The organism is Photobacterium sp. ABD4_091 (assembly GCF_056160145.1).
The window spans coordinates 18,289-30,729 of record NZ_JBSWWQ010000003.1 but is presented as its reverse complement, the minus strand read 5'-3'; the positions used below and the strand labels follow the sequence as shown (position 1 = coordinate 30,729).

The window sequence follows — 12,441 nt, the reverse complement described above, 5'->3', positions numbered from 1 at the left end:
CACTATTGCTGTGTATTCATGTAACAAGGTGTAAACAAACGGTGAAAACCAGTAAATATCATCACGGTGACTTGAGAACTGAGTTAGTCAGAGTTGCGACGGAAAAGTTGAAAAGTGAAGGTCCTGATGCGCTAACGCTTCGCGGGTTATCATCTGATCTCAATGTGTCTCGAACTGCGCCATATCGGCACTTTAAAGACAAAAATGAGTTAATGTCCGCAATTGCGAAGGAAGGGTTTGCCCTTTTTAGTAACTATCTAGAGCAAGCTTGGGTACAGAATGCCGACTTACCTGCGGCTGAGCGCTTCATGGCTGTAGGGCAAGCCTACATTCGCTTCTCACTCGATCACCCTGAGTATTATCAGTTGATGTTTGGAATGTCTGAGCTGCTTCAAAACCCAAGTGCCTTATTGAAGGAAGAAGCTGACAGCGCATTTATTCAATTGCGGAATATACTTGGATATTGTCAAAGTGAAGGTGTTTTTGCTGTGGAAGATACGCTGTTGCAAGCGAGATTTGTTTGGTCTGTGATGCATGGCTATTGCAGTATTGTCACGGCTCAGGAAGAAAAAAAGTCGGCGTCGATGCTAAAAGAAACTGCCTATTTCTTAAATAAGGTCGTTGATGCAATTAGGGTTAAGCCCTCTTAACCCTATTCCGGGGATTTATTGCAAACTGATTCAATGCCTTGCCAACGGTTGTTCTATCTAGCCTTAGAAACCGGTCAATCCCTGATAAATTGCGGTCAAGCCACTGGTTAGGCATAGCAGCAAGGCAAATTTCCTCACTACACCTTGCGATAGGTTGCCTACCACCTTGTTTGCCAACCAGTAGCCCAAGATAGCCGCTGGCAGCAGTGGCAGGGTGATCTGAATGTGCTCTATGTTGAAGTGGCCGTAAAACGACAGTACAACCAGAGACATTATCGAAGTGATCACAAAGAATGCCGACAGGTTGCCACGAAGCTTGGCGGCTTCTTCGTGTTGCATCAAAAGGGCCATAGGCGGTCCGCCGATTGAAGAACTAGTACCCATCACGCCAGACATAAAGCCAGCGACCAGCATCCTGTTCGGTGTTGGCTTTAAGCGGTATGGCAAAGCACTGATCCCCACGGCGATGAGTACCATGGCACCCAGCCACAATGAAAGGGTTGCACCGGAGACCACGGTCAACAGGTAACCACCGATCAATGAACCCGGCACTCGGCCAATAATGGCTGATTTCAAGCCACCAATGGACACACTGCTTCGTAGCTTGAATGCATTGATCAATGAAATAACCAGTGCAACCAAACAGATAGGGGCAGGTACATATTGCGGTGAAAGCTGAAACAGTAATGGGGCCGCGACTATCGCTAACCCAAAGCCGATAGCGGTTTGAACAAAAGAGCCAAGAAAGATAAGGGTGGCGGCAAAAATGACTGTCGACTCATACATCAAGGGATACCTAAAAAGTCAATAATAACAGCGTCTTATTGCTATTATCCTAAAGAGGCGATAAGCATATCATGAGGAGCTTCATAGCTTGAAGAACTATTGTCAGGCGGTGAGAATTTCGCGGCTTTTTCAATTTGGTTAAAGGGCACCTATTGAGACTGTAAGCGAATCGCTGCAATTTCTTCGGCGTCGATATTGAGTGATTCCAAGAACTCCTGATGGGCGTCGGGCTCCATTTTTTCAAACTGCTTATGCCAGTTCATCATCTCCTCTTCATTGAATCCGGCGCTGCGCATGATCTCGACCCAACGCGCTTTGGTGAGTTGGTCTTTTTCAAATAATTCAGGCTCTTCCAATAGCAATAAGATGGCTTTTTGCTGCTGGCGCAGGGTCTGGATTTCTTGCTCCAATGCGTTGAATTGATTGCGTAGGGTTTGTTCTTGCTTGACGGTTTCATTGCGCTCAAGCATAGGGCCGATTTCTTGTACCGACAGGCCAAATGAGCGGTAGGACAGAATACTCTTGAGCCTGGCTATTTCTTTTTCGCCATACCAGCGGTAGCCGTTGTCCGAGCGGCTTGCTGGTTGCAGCAGACCTACACGCTCGTAGTAGAGCACGGTGGTACGAGAAATATTGCAGGCTTTGGCTAGTTGCGTCACGGTCAGCATGCGATACATTCCTTCTTAGCGCTGTTAAACAAGTGGTTGGTTTATTTTCTTTTTATAAAGCATAGGGAGGATTGCGCTAAAAATGATCACCAAGGTTCCTGCTATTGCCAGTCCGTTTGGTGCCTCGGCAAACAACCAATATCCAAAGATCAGCGAATAAATGATTTTGACATATTCCACATTGGCAATCACGTTGGCCTCGCCATATTTGTAGGCAGTAACGCCAACCCATTGGGCGATGGAGGAGAGCATACCTACGCAGATCAGCAGCAATAGTTGTTCACCTGTTGGCCATGTCCAATTCAGCAGGCTTGGCAGCAACGCCATTAGACCGACGAATATAGCTTGGTAGGCCAGCAAGGTAATTTTGGACTCAACCTGGGCGACCTTGCGAACACAAATCACCGCTACTGCCGCACCAAAAGCGGCCAATAAACCGAGCAAGGTATAGGTCATAGAGATTTGCTCAAAGCTTGGTTGTACCACCATCATCACGCCAATGAAGCCGGTAATGATAGTAAACAGACGTGAGGCGCTGACCGCTTCTGACAGGAATAGATAAGACACCGCAGCAACAAACAGCACTTGGGTAAAGCCCAGCGCGGTGGCATCCGCTAGCGGAATATTGCTAACGGTGACAAAGCCCAGAGACAACGCAGTAAATGCGCCCAAGATCCGAAAAGTATGTAATTTGAGATGTTTGGGTTTAAGCAATAAGTCGATATTTTTCACCATCGCAGGTGTCAGCAATGCCACGAATACTAACTGGCGGAAAAGTAGGATTTGGAAAACCCCAATATCATCACTCAGTACCCTGACCAGGACGCCTACTAAGGTAAACATTGCTGTCGACATCAGCGCCAGTAAAACGCCCTTCGCCACCGGTGGCAACCCAGCCAATTTGTCCCGCATGGATTGAGGTAATGTTGAGTGTAAAGAAAAAGAAGGCATAGGATTTAACCTCTGTTGTTTTACGAGAGGCGAAAGATAAAGCCTACACCTGTAGACGGGTCAAGCGGCTACTTGCCTGATAAATCCTCTTACATCACTTTCTGATAAATATCTTGTTGTAAGGATTGACTCTTGAACGGTTCGCGAGTTTAACCTTGCAACGCTTAGCAGGCACGCGCGCTGTACCTGCATTCTCTTCTCTCCACCACTCTTGAGGTCGGGTACAGCGCCACTTTTTGGTTTTCAATAGTCTATTTCCACCCATATTCTTGAGTAGATGAGGGGGCAAAGGCTACATCACATCAAGTTGGATATTCTCAATCCACTGGTTTTGATTTTCAGTTAGGTATTCCCAATCAATGTCCTGGACATTAAACAGCGTGGCGTATTGCTTGATAGTGTCATTGGAAAGGGCAATAGCGTCTGGGTGGGCTGGTGTTTGGCCGAATTTGTCAGCATAGGCGGCCATGAATTCTGCAGAGCCAAACCAGTCGATGAATTGCTTGGCCACTTCGGTGTTTTTGCTACCTTTGATAATACCAATGCCCTCGGCGACTACCGGTGTTCCCTCTGTTGGATTAATGTAGGCGATATTGATGCCATTGGCGACCTTACGCCAGTACTCCGTGCCTTCTGCCAGCGGTGCGGCGTTGTCATACATATCTCGCATGTGCTCCCATGCTTCGTCACGAAGTTTACTGTTGTCGCGGAACTGGCTAAGGATACCGGAAATGTACGTACGGGTTGTTTGTGAGGTCAGCCCGCCGATAGCAAACTTGTTTTTATATTCTTCATTGGTGAGGTCGAGCCATGAGCTTGGTGCCTTTTCGGCAGGTAGGGCATCTGCATTGTAGGCCATGACAATTGGTGTCTGCCAGAACATATGGAAAGTATCATCCTTGTCTTGGTATGCCTCTGGTAAGCCCTCTGCCCATGATGGTGCATAGCTTTCAAGCAGGTCGTGAGATTTCAGGCTATACATACCGGTTTGAGTCAAGCCCAGGACCACATCTGCCTGACGGTTATTGCGTTCTGCGATAAGGCGGTCATGTAGTTCCCCGCCGCCGCCGCCAAGAATGCGGACTTCAATACCTGTCGCTTGTTTGGCTTGATCAGCCTCGGTATCTTGCTGTTACTGACTTTGTCACGGTTGGCAGAGATACCGGATATTCAGCTATCAGAGCAACAGGCATTTGGCAAAGGCTTTGTTACTTTGTCCCGCTCAACCTTGTTTATTACGTCAATGCTGGTATTGGCGTTGTGTGTAGGGGTGGAAGTTGCTGTTGGAACTTACACTATCAACTATCTGATTGAATTAGGTATCAGTGATGCTAACGCGATTCGCTACCTAAGTGTTTATTGGGCATTGATGCTAGTAGGGCGGATTAGTATTACTGGTTTGGCTAACCGGATTCGTCTCGACCGTTGGCAATATATGTCCTCCTTAATTGCCGCAGGGTGTTGTGCGTTAGCTGCCTGGAGCCATAGCTTTGCAGGGGCGGCATTATTGCTGGCTATCGGTGGCCTCAATGCTGCTATGTACCCGATTATCTATTCTCGGGCTTTGGCATTGGCCGGTGATTATGCCAGCCAGGCTGCTGCCATGTTGATTATGGCGGCGATTGGTGGTGCTGTTGTTCCTTTTTTCCAGGCTAGCTTGATTGAAAATATTGGGATTGCAATGAGTTTTTACCTGTTGTCGGCAATATACCTGTTCATTACTTTTTCTTCACAAAAAGTTTTGCGTGAAACGCCTCTTTAACTAGCCTCATCGGCGTGACCGGCGAGCCATAAAAATCCACTGTTTTGCCTGTTACTTCCGCTCCGAACTGGTTAAGTATGGCTACTGTGGTATCCCTAGCATCGCTGACGATGGAATCGGTGATATTGGTGAAGATATCACTCAGTGAATCGGCCGCTAGTTTTTTGCCGATGCCAAAACCGCGGAAGTTGGCGTCGATAAAATAGCGCCCCCAATGCCATTCACCATCAATTTCCCAGCAGGCGACTGCGCCGATGACGTATTCGCCGCAGCGGGCGACCCACCATACATAAGGCTGGTCAGGATCAAGAGGGATTAGCTCCTCGGGGATACCTTGTTCGCCGTTGAAGACATGCTTGATGAGGATATCGACTTCGTGCTGGTAATTGGGGTTTAGCCTCTCTACGGTGACCCGAAAATTATTGGGTTGGAAATTACTCTTAAACGCGTTTAAGCGGAGCGTTCTCAGACCACCTTCTATGCTGTCGAGTTGGTCAGCTTCGAGCCCGTCAAGGAAAGTGGCGAATGCGGTATCAGCGGATTGGTTGGCATGCTGCAGGGCTGCTTGGCCATCAGGCAGAAGTCGGTAGATTTTCTGCCGCTTGTCAGCAGGATCGAGCTGAACGGAGAGATATTCTTTATCGATTAATGTTGTCAATGTCCGGCTCAGTGACGCCTTTTGGACATTGAGCTGGATGGCCAACTCATGAAAAGAGGTACTGCCGTTGCGATGCACATAGGTCAGGATGTGAGCCTGCGACAGGGAGAGGTTGGAGTTCAGGCAGTTTTTGTCGAGCAGTCCCAGTTCCCTGATGAGATAGCGCAGCTCACTGCGTATATTGCTGATAGCGGTCGGTGACTCAGACATTGGGCATTTCCTTATGCTTGAATATTTATTCACGCTAACGCTATTTGTTGATAGTGTCAACAAACTACCTGTGATGTTATTACCGCTATGCTTGCTGATTGCCATACAGCGCTTTAATGGTCTCTTTTAGCCACGCGACTTTGGGGTTTTGGCTGTTTCGCTTGTGCCAAATCATCGTAAATGGGATCAGCAAGGTATCTAGTTGCTGTTTCTCCATCGGGATAGGCAATGCGGTTAAATCAGGGTGCATTTGCTGGCAGTAGCGTTGGCAGTATTGCGGCGCGGTGGTGATCATCTGGTGTCCCGGCTGAGCCGCCATGAACAGGGATTGTTCGAAGCTTGCCATGGTAAGGGCAACATGGCGGGTGATTTTTTCGCAGGTAGATCTGAGGCAGATCGGAAAAAAGCACTTCAAAATCGATGAAATAAGGCAGCAAATTCAATGATTCTTTCGAGCGTTGATGGCTGATGGCTCTCCCTGCCCGCCAAGCCAAGAAGCAAAAATCAAGATGATGGTCCCTGCGATAGCAATTGGCTTGCGGCCAATGGTATCGGAGAGTCGACCGGCAAAAAACATGGTCGTCGCCATGCCGGCCAAATAGATAGAAAAAGCGATGTGGAGCTGTGATTCTGTTGCTCTTAGGTCACTGGCAATTTGTGGTAGGCCGACCAGATACAGGTCAATAGCGGTTGGATAGAGCAGAACGAGTGCAAAACTGCAGATAAGAAACCGGATCATACATACCTTTTTATAGTGTCGAGGTGAGTGTAGTGGGGATCCGGCGAGCTAACGAGTTGCCATTTTGACAACAGGTATTTCCATTAGCGATATAGATGTCACCATGTGCTGAGGAATGACAGCTGTCCGAGACTAGCCTTGACTGCTACTGGGCTTCTCAAGGCAGAGCTGGCGGGCAACGTTGCCTAGCTCATGTTTCGTCTCTTCAATATCTTCAATATGGTGGTGAACCGTTTTGGAGTTTAATGTCATAAAAGGGATGGTAATAACCGCCATTAGTTCACCCAAGGCACCAAAGATCGGAAAGCTGATATTGGTGACGCCTGAGATCTGTGGACTCGGCCCGACGTAGAAACCCTCTTTTTGGGTTTTGTCTACTTGCCCCAGAGCATGAGTGATTTCACTTTTGGTTGCGTTTGTTTTTTCAAGGATTTCTTGGCGTTTCTCTTCACTTGAGAAGGTCAGCAAAACAATTCCAGAACCGGAGGAGCAAATATCTAGACTAGCGCCTAGACGTAAGCCAAACCCCATTTTATATGGGCTTTCTTGCGCGCCGATAACCACTAGTTCGCCATGTTTATATTGACTTAGGTGGCATGATTGATTGACCTTCAAACACAATTCTTCCATCAACGGTATGGCGCGCTTAAGCATTTGGGCAATTGGAGGATGCTGGTTTGATAGGACAAACATCTTAAGGCTTAAAGAGTAGGTCAACTGCTCGCTGTCACATTCGATATATTTTCGTTCTACCAGCACTGACAGCATACGAAAAATCTCACTGACACTTCGTTCGAGCTTTTCGGTGATTTGTTTTTTGGTTAATGGTGTAGGGCTTGCAGCAAGCAGTTCAAGAATATCCAATCCTTTTTCAAGCGCTGGCGCTCTGTATTCTGTTTTTTTGTCGTTCGTCATGGTCATGTAATGCTGTCATACAGATTACGCCAGTATGACAGCATGCGTATAGCCTTAAAAGAAATAGCGGTAAAATTAGCGAATCAGCCCCATCCACTGGGGGATAGTCATTGATATTGCCGGAACGTAGGTTACCAGCATCAATACAGCAAAGATCATCAAGAAGAACGGTAACAGTGTGCGAATAACACTGTCGATGCTTATTCCACTGACTTTGCAACCCGTAAACAAAATAGGTCCTACCGGAGGCGTTATGGTGCCCAATGAAAGGTTAAAGACCAGCAAAATACCAAACTGGACAGGATCCATGCCTAGCGATGTACAGATCGGTAGGAAGATCGGGGTAAAGATAAGAACCGCTGGTGTCGGATCCATGAATGTGCCGACAAACAGCAGAACGAGGTTGATAATCAGCAGGATCAAAAATGGGTTATCAGTCAGTCCAAGGAGACCGTCGGCTATCATGCCTGGGATCTGGGTAAACGCCATAACCCAAGACATAATTGAAGACGTTGCCAGCATGAATATAACGATGGCTGACATTTTTGCTGTGTTTAAAAATATCTTGGGTAATTCCGATATTTTCAGTGATCGATAACAAAATGTTAGGAATAGGGCATAAACCACCGCAATGGCCGAGGCTTCGGTGGCAGTAAAGATACCACCGAGGATACCGCCGATAACGACCAAGACCAGGGTCAGGCTGGGGATGGCTTGCAGGGTAACGGTGATGCACTGCTTCAGCGTCATCGAGTGCTTGCCGACATAGCCCCTCTTTTTGGCCATGAAACCGGCAATGATCATGACGCTCAGGCCCCAGAGAATACCCGGTAGGTAGCCACCAACGAATAATGCTGAAACAGAGACACTACCTGCAACGGTGGCATAGACAATCAGAGTATTACTCGGTGGGATCAGCATTCCCGTTGGCGCCGAGGCAATGTTTACCGCCGTGCTGAATGCTGGATCATAGCCTTCCCTCTTTTGGATGGGAGACATAATGCCCCCAACAGCGGCGGCAGAAGCTACCCCCGAACCACTGATGGAGCCAAAAAGCATGTTGGATACCACGTTGGTTTGAGCCAGCGAACCAGGGAAAAAACCACTGATGATCTTGGAAAAGTTGATTAGCCTGATGGCGATGCCACCATTGTTCATGATGTTGCCGGCAAGGATGAAGAATGGGATAGCCAGCAGGGCGAAAGAATCTAACCCTACGAACATCCTCTGTGCCGATGTAGTCATGGCACCGGGGAAGGGCAGAATAACCGTCATTGCTGCAAAAGAGGCGGCGCCAACACTGATTGCAATAGGTGCCCCAAGGACAAGCAGGAAAATAGCACCAATAAACATGACCAAAGAGGCGGTGAGTGCAATATCCATATCAGACCTCACTGTGCGAAGATTGACGATTTAAGGCTCTTAGTTGGTTGATAAGGCTTAACTCGTTGTAAATAAAGTAGAAAAACATCAAACCACCGGCGATGGGAATGGCAGAGTAAATCACGCCCATGGGAATTTGCAGGGCTGAATCAAGTTGCCACATCTGCCGGACTGCACTGTTATATCCGCCTATGATCATAATGGTGTAGGCGAAGCTGACAGTGACCAGCTCGATGAACATCTCTGTGAGCAAGCGGAACTTCTTATTGAATTTATCTTTGATAAAGCTGATGGCCATGTGCTCCCTTAAGCCGAACACATAAGCACTACCGAATAGAATCAACCAGATGAAAAGGTATCGTGATAACACTTCACTGACGGCACTGGGGCTATTAAACAGGTACCTTGAAGCAACTTGATAGGTGACCAACACTGTCATTGTGCCTACTATCGTGATCAAAAACAGCGAAAGAATTTTGTCTATCCACTGTTTGAGAAATGTCATTCCTGACAATAGATGAGAAAGTATATTTTTTTGCATGGCTGTGACCCGAAAAGGGAGCCAGACAACTGGCTCCCAATATTAACTTATTGCAAGGCGGCTATTTTTTGGAACAGGGCTTTTTGAGCTGAAGAGTCAGTTAGCGCTTGTTGCAACGGCTGGCAGTTTTCTTGGAATGGTGTGATGTCAACTTCGTTAAATTTTGCGCCATGGGCTTTGGCTGTTTCCATTGCGGCGCTGATACGGTCGTTCCAAATTTTGAATTGCTCAGGAGTGCTCTCCTTGGCTAAGCGACGAAGTGTTTCTTGATCTTCTTTCGACATGGTGTTGATGAAGTAGCTACTTATCACCACCAAATCAGGTACCATCAAGTGGCGGGTTGATGAAAAGTAAGGAGCGACTTCGTACTGCTTCAGATCGGCATAGGTAATTTCGTTGTTTTCTGCACCATCAAGAACACCCTGTTGAATGGCGGTGTAAACCTCACCCTGGCTCATTGGTACCCCGGTTCCCCCCATGCATGAGAGCATTTTGATCATTGTTTCTGATTGCATGACCCGGATTTTATTACCTTGCATATCGCCGACTGTGTTGACCGGTGCATTTTTGGTGTACATGCTTCGTGCACCCGCCGTGTAAGCTGTCAAAACCTCAAATCCAAATCGGTTGGTGGAAGCAAAAAGCTCGTCCAGTGCGCCGGAGGTGAACACTTTTTCTTGGTGCTCTGGACCGGTATAGACATAAGGCATACCGATAACACGGTAGGTTGCGTCGTAGTTTTCGATAAGTGGGTTAGCAACCACCGCCATTTGGATCGCGCCATTTTGAACCAGTTCTAGTGCGGCGCGCTGATCACCCAGTAATTCATTTGGGTAAATTGAGAGTTTGTAGCGGCCATCAGTTTCCTCATTAAGCTTTTGGCCGAAGGCTTGCAAGGCCTCGTATTGAGGGTGGCTATCGGATTGGTTAAAAGCTGCTTTAATTTCGATAGCTGCATTGGCAAAAGTTGATAAACCCAGAGTAGCGCTAATCATTGCGGTAATAGCAGTGAGTTTCAGTGTTTTTTTCATAGCTAGAGTCCTTTTTTATAGGGTATGTATTTATCGATGGCAGTTATCGAATTGCAGACATTTCAATAAAATCCATGTCATCAAAGGTTTGGTTTTCACCTAGCATTCCCCATATAAAGCTATAGTTGCTGGTGCCGCAGCCTGAGTGAATCGACCAGCTAGGTGAGAGAACAAGTTGCTTGTTCCGAACAACAATGTGCCTTGTTTCCTGTGGTTCTCCCATGAAATGGAAAACAACGTTATCCGGCTTAATGTTGAAGTAGAGATAGGCTTCCATGCGGCGCTCGTGAGTATGAGCTGGCATGGTGTTCCAGACAGAACCAGGACAAAGGTGCGTGACTCCCATGCATAATTGACAAGTAGGTAGTACATCTGGATGAAGGTATTGATTGATGACGCGTTGGTTGGCACTTTCATTTGAACCGAGCTCAACAACTCGGGCTTCGTCACGAGCAATCCTTTTTGAAGGGTATGGGCAGTGAGCGGGGGCACTTAGGCTATATAGTGTTGCTTCATGTTCTTCGTCTAAGGAGCGAAAAGTAACATTTGTTTCCCCCATACCTAGATACAGTGCATCGAGGTGTTCCAGTATGTACGTATGACTGGATGTTTTCACTTCAATGTTTGATTTCCCAAGATTGACCATCCCCATTTCTCGACGTTCGAGAAAATGCTGAGTACCAAAAACGTCATTGTCGATAAAACTATTCAATGCAAGTGGTGTTGTATTTGGACATATACCCAGTGCCACAACCCTGTCTATATGGCTGTAAAGTAAGGTTACTTTTTCTTTGTTGAATAGTTCCTCGCTAAGAAACTCGCTTCTTAGTCTAGTGGTGTCGTAGTGCTTTGCATCCATGGGGTTGCTGTTGTAATTGGTAAACATCTATCGCTCCTTTGTTTGAAATTAGTGTAAGTTAAATTCATATTTGATCAATATCGTTTAAATATGAATTGTTGGGTGGTGAGATGTTTGCCTACTTGCAGTGACGAAAATCCGAATTTTTTGTGACTTTCATCGTTTTTTGTGGCAGAAATTGAGTGAAAAATTTGAACGGGGAACAGCGTTTCAATTTTGTGGTGTTGTCTGGTGTGTATGGCGTTGCGGGAAGGTAGATGTAGATCAAGAGGGGGGAAGCTTCTTGTCGAATAGTGTTGCTTGAGCTGTGCGCTTGTACTCACTCATAAAGTATGAAAGTGATTGTGATATAGAGGCTTTTTAGTGCTGTTCACTGTGCAGCCTCAATAGAAAGACTGTTATTAGCTTGGGCTGAATTAAAGCATATCAATGGTCATGCTTGCTGAGTCAATCAACTCAATCGCTTCTTCATTGCGGGTTTGAATCAAAGCCATAAATAGCAAGTCAGTAATGCAGTTTTGGGCTGTCCGGGAGTATATGGCCGAAGTGCGAGCTTGAGTTTCATCGGCAATGGTATCGAGCTGGATATCAGCCATACGCCGGATCGGGCTGTCATTGAGTCCTGTAATGGCGATGAGTGTTGCGCCCCGCTGTTTGGCAATCTCTGCGGCAATAACCACTTCTTTCCGGTTGCCAGTAAACGAGCACACCACCATGGCATCATTGGCATTGAGGGTTTGTGCAATGGTGATTTGAACATGGCTGTCTAATTCGCAAAGTGCTGTGATACCTATTTTCATCAGCTTGTATGACAGATCTTTCATCACAATGGCCGAGCCACCCAACCCGACAAGGTGCACTTTGTTGGCCTTGTTGAGTACTGACACCGCTTGGTCTAGGTTTTCGTAATCGAGTGCATTGGTGGTTTCAACAATGGCTGAGAGCTTACTTTGCGAGAGCTTCTGCGCCATGACTTTAGCGGTGTCATTTTGCTGGATATCACCGTGTAGGGTACCTGATACATCGAGCACCTTCTTACGGGTTAACTCTTCATTTAGGGCTTGCTTGAGCGCAGGGAACCCTTTGAATCCCAATTTTTGAGCCAGTTTAATGATACTGGATTGGCTGACTCCGGCTTTCTCGGCAAATGCCGAGGATGATAAGCCGACGACGCTCTCTGGGGCGTCAAGGATCATCTGGGCAATCTTCTGTTCGTTGTTGGATAAGCGGTCAAATTGATTGGAGATTTTTGCAATTATCGCCATCGTTGTTTCCTATCTGGTAGATC

General features: G+C 46.9%; 13 protein-coding genes and 2 pseudogenes. 2 read left to right on the top strand and 13 right to left on the bottom strand.

What is annotated here, in order from left to right; genetic code table 11:
• Positions 1 to 41 precede the first annotated feature (41 nt).
• Complete coding sequence (locus ACXAGQ_RS21625; protein WP_475256695.1) at positions 42 to 650, top strand: TetR/AcrR family transcriptional regulator; 609 nt, start codon at positions 42 to 44, stop codon at positions 648 to 650.
• 63 nt (positions 651 to 713) lie between these two features.
• Here the strand turns inward: ACXAGQ_RS21625 and ACXAGQ_RS21620 are convergent, their stop codons facing one another.
• The 4 genes from ACXAGQ_RS21620 to ACXAGQ_RS21605 form a co-directional block, all read right to left on the bottom strand.
• Positions 714 to 1,436 carry a sulfite exporter TauE/SafE family protein gene (locus tag ACXAGQ_RS21620; RefSeq protein WP_475256694.1) on the bottom strand — a complete coding sequence of 241 codons (723 nt, stop codon included), beginning with the start codon at positions 1,434 to 1,436 and terminating at the stop codon, positions 714 to 716.
• A gap of 149 nt (positions 1,437 to 1,585) precedes the next feature.
• Entirely contained in the window at positions 1,586 to 2,104 is a 519-nt protein-coding gene (locus ACXAGQ_RS21615) for a MerR family transcriptional regulator (protein WP_475256693.1), read from the bottom strand.
• Positions 2,105 to 2,128: 24 nt separating this feature from the next.
• Complete coding sequence (locus tag ACXAGQ_RS21610) at positions 2,129 to 3,055, bottom strand: DMT family transporter (RefSeq protein ID WP_475256691.1); 927 nt, start codon at positions 3,053 to 3,055, stop codon at positions 2,129 to 2,131.
• 292 nt (positions 3,056 to 3,347) lie between these two features.
• Positions 3,348 to 4,133, bottom strand: a complete 786-nt coding sequence (locus ACXAGQ_RS21605; protein ID WP_475257429.1) for an extracellular solute-binding protein — start codon at positions 4,131 to 4,133, stop codon at positions 3,348 to 3,350.
• A 21-nt stretch (positions 4,134 to 4,154) separates the two neighbouring features.
• Here ACXAGQ_RS21605 and ACXAGQ_RS21600 point away from each other — a divergent pair, with 21 nt between their 5' ends.
• Complete coding sequence (locus tag ACXAGQ_RS21600; RefSeq protein WP_475256690.1) at positions 4,155 to 4,817, top strand: MFS transporter; 663 nt, start codon at positions 4,155 to 4,157, stop codon at positions 4,815 to 4,817.
• Here the strand turns inward: ACXAGQ_RS21600 and ACXAGQ_RS21595 are convergent.
• From ACXAGQ_RS21595 to ACXAGQ_RS21555, 9 genes and pseudogenes are all read right to left on the bottom strand, one after another.
• Positions 4,774 to 5,685, bottom strand: coding sequence for a GNAT family N-acetyltransferase (locus tag ACXAGQ_RS21595; RefSeq protein WP_475256689.1), 912 nt, complete (start codon positions 5,683 to 5,685; stop codon positions 4,774 to 4,776). The two genes, ACXAGQ_RS21600 and ACXAGQ_RS21595, sit on opposite strands and share 44 nt — an antisense overlap.
• 85 nt (positions 5,686 to 5,770) lie before the next feature.
• Positions 5,771 to 6,152 (bottom strand): annotated as a pseudogene (locus tag ACXAGQ_RS21590) (HTH-type transcriptional regulator YidZ); the annotation flags it as partial.
• Positions 6,152 to 6,424: pseudogene (locus tag ACXAGQ_RS21585) on the bottom strand (MFS transporter); the annotation flags it as partial. The pseudogenes ACXAGQ_RS21590 and ACXAGQ_RS21585, both read right to left, overlap by 1 nt.
• A 132-nt stretch (positions 6,425 to 6,556) precedes the next feature.
• Positions 6,557 to 7,339, bottom strand: coding sequence for an IclR family transcriptional regulator (locus tag ACXAGQ_RS21580; RefSeq protein ID WP_475257428.1), 783 nt, complete (start codon positions 7,337 to 7,339; stop codon positions 6,557 to 6,559).
• 75 nt (positions 7,340 to 7,414) lie between these two features.
• Positions 7,415 to 8,722, bottom strand: a complete 1,308-nt coding sequence (locus tag ACXAGQ_RS21575) for a TRAP transporter large permease (protein ID WP_475256688.1) — start codon at positions 8,720 to 8,722, stop codon at positions 7,415 to 7,417.
• A 1-nt stretch (position 8,723) separates the two neighbouring features.
• Entirely contained in the window at positions 8,724 to 9,263 is a 540-nt protein-coding gene (locus ACXAGQ_RS21570; RefSeq protein ID WP_475256686.1) for a TRAP transporter small permease, read from the bottom strand.
• A gap of 47 nt (positions 9,264 to 9,310) precedes the next feature.
• Positions 9,311 to 10,294, bottom strand: coding sequence for a TRAP transporter substrate-binding protein (locus ACXAGQ_RS21565; protein WP_475256685.1), 984 nt, complete (start codon positions 10,292 to 10,294; stop codon positions 9,311 to 9,313).
• 43 nt (positions 10,295 to 10,337) lie between these two features.
• Entirely contained in the window at positions 10,338 to 11,180 is an 843-nt protein-coding gene (gene kduI / locus ACXAGQ_RS21560) for a 5-dehydro-4-deoxy-D-glucuronate isomerase (RefSeq protein ID WP_475256683.1), read from the bottom strand.
• Between the two features lie 389 nt (positions 11,181 to 11,569).
• Complete coding sequence (locus tag ACXAGQ_RS21555; protein WP_475256681.1) at positions 11,570 to 12,418, bottom strand: SIS domain-containing protein; 849 nt, start codon at positions 12,416 to 12,418, stop codon at positions 11,570 to 11,572.
• Between the last annotated feature and the right edge of the window lie 23 nt (positions 12,419 to 12,441).

Excerpts from the sequence above, each read along its gene's own strand:
- ACXAGQ_RS21620 (WP_475256694.1), bottom strand. The coding sequence starts at position 1,436 with ATGTATGAGTCGACAGTCATTTTTGCCGCCACCCTTATCTTTCTTGGC.
- ACXAGQ_RS21615 (WP_475256693.1), bottom strand. The coding sequence starts at position 2,104 with ATGCTGACCGTGACGCAACTAGCCAAAGCCTGCAATATTTCTCGTACC.
- ACXAGQ_RS21610 (WP_475256691.1), bottom strand. The coding sequence starts at position 3,055 with ATGCCTTCTTTTTCTTTACACTCAACATTACCTCAATCCATGCGGGAC.
- ACXAGQ_RS21595 (WP_475256689.1), bottom strand. The coding sequence starts at position 5,685 with ATGTCTGAGTCACCGACCGCTATCAGCAATATACGCAGTGAGCTGCGC.
- ACXAGQ_RS21580 (WP_475257428.1), bottom strand. The coding sequence starts at position 7,339 with ATGACGAACGACAAAAAAACAGAATACAGAGCGCCAGCGCTTGAAAAA.
- ACXAGQ_RS21575 (WP_475256688.1), bottom strand. The coding sequence starts at position 8,722 with ATGGATATTGCACTCACCGCCTCTTTGGTCATGTTTATTGGTGCTATT.
- ACXAGQ_RS21570 (WP_475256686.1), bottom strand. The coding sequence starts at position 9,263 with ATGCAAAAAAATATACTTTCTCATCTATTGTCAGGAATGACATTTCTC.
- ACXAGQ_RS21565 (WP_475256685.1), bottom strand. The coding sequence starts at position 10,294 with ATGAAAAAAACACTGAAACTCACTGCTATTACCGCAATGATTAGCGCT.
- kduI (WP_475256683.1), bottom strand. The coding sequence starts at position 11,180 with ATGTTTACCAATTACAACAGCAACCCCATGGATGCAAAGCACTACGAC.
- ACXAGQ_RS21555 (WP_475256681.1), bottom strand. The coding sequence starts at position 12,418 with ATGGCGATAATTGCAAAAATCTCCAATCAATTTGACCGCTTATCCAAC.